Genomic DNA, 1,364 nt, shown 5'->3' on the forward strand with positions numbered 1-1,364 from the left:
CCTACTTCACCATAGGACCCCCTGAACTTCAGAAAATCCAGAAACTTCACATTATCCTTTATAAAGCTTTCTTCTGAAGCTACCCATCCAATGGCACCGGAAGGGAAAAATGCATAACGTTTCGATTTACTAAATGCATCAGAACCGTTATAGCCTACATTTCCTTCAGCAAGGTATTTATCCTTATAAGCATAAGTAACCCTGCCGGCCATTCCTTTGAAAATAGTAGGAATAATGAACGAAGCCTCTTTGGTGGTCTGGGTAGCAATGGCCATGGCTGTTATTTTGTGGTTCATGCCAATCGCTTTATCATAGTTCAAGGCAGCTTCAACCTGTTGTATGCGGCTGAAATCACTGAAATTACTACCCAAGGTATAAGCTGGAATTCCGGCCCCGGCCATTAATGTATAGGTTTTGGTAATTTTATCATACGCCCAGATCTCAGCACTTCTTGTGTTTAATGCTTTCGCACTGCCCGATCCAAAGTTCGCAGCAAACAAGCCTCTGAATGAAAGCCCCGGTGTTACAAAATCTAACTTCTGGTTCAGTGTAAAGTTAGATTCCAAACCGCTTTGCAGCCGTTGGGCAAAACCTCCTTCCATATAATCAGCCACCGGGTTATTCGGCAGGTTCGAACCGCCATAGGCATAGGTACCGTTAGCATTGTATATCGGGGCAGTGAGCGGGGTCCTTGCCGTAATATCACTCCATCCGGGACCAGCCACCCGCTGTCCGCTACTTTCACCTTTTAGTGAGTAATGTGTGTCATTCAACCTGCCATTCACTTTCACACCCAGGTCAGTAGTTTTAGTGACCTTAAAATCAAGGTTGGTCCTAAGATTATAACGTCTGTACCTATGCTGTGTATTCTTCTCTTTATTTTCAATGAACGGGCCACCGGACTGGTTAAACTCACCTGATAAATAATAGGACACCCGTTCTGTCCCACCATAAACATTTCCAACGTACTGTTGTTCATAGAACTGGTCTTTCAGCAATACACCTTTCCAGTCCACATCCGGCCAGCCATAAGGATCGTCACCTGTACGGTAATGCTCCAGATCTTCCGCTGAATAAATTTCAGGAAGACCCTGATTTTTACGCGCCTCGTTATTTAACATGGCGAAATCATAGGATCTTAGAAAATTCGGAAAATCCAATACCTTTTGCATCCTGATCTGGCTGGTTATACCGATCTTTGGCGTACCTATGCTGCCTTTTCTGGTCGTGATCAGGATCACGCCATTAGCACCACGCACCCCATAAACAGCTGTTGCAGAGGCATCTTTCAGCACACTGAACTGCTCAATATCTTCCGGATTTATCCTGGACAAGGAGCCTTCCACACCATCGATCAGCACCAG

1 protein-coding gene is annotated in these 1,364 nt (G+C 45.0%); it reads right to left on the minus strand.

All coding sequences use genetic code 11. The annotated features are described in order from the left end of the window. Window positions 1–1,364: TonB-dependent receptor plug domain-containing protein (locus tag R2Q85_RS24510; protein ID WP_316814443.1), on the minus strand; the 1,364-nt coding region annotated here is incomplete at both ends.

The sequence above is a fragment of the Pedobacter heparinus genome (assembly GCF_032678725.1).
In the GTDB taxonomy this organism is placed as follows: Bacteria; Bacteroidota; Bacteroidia; order Sphingobacteriales; family Sphingobacteriaceae; genus Pedobacter; species Pedobacter heparinus_A.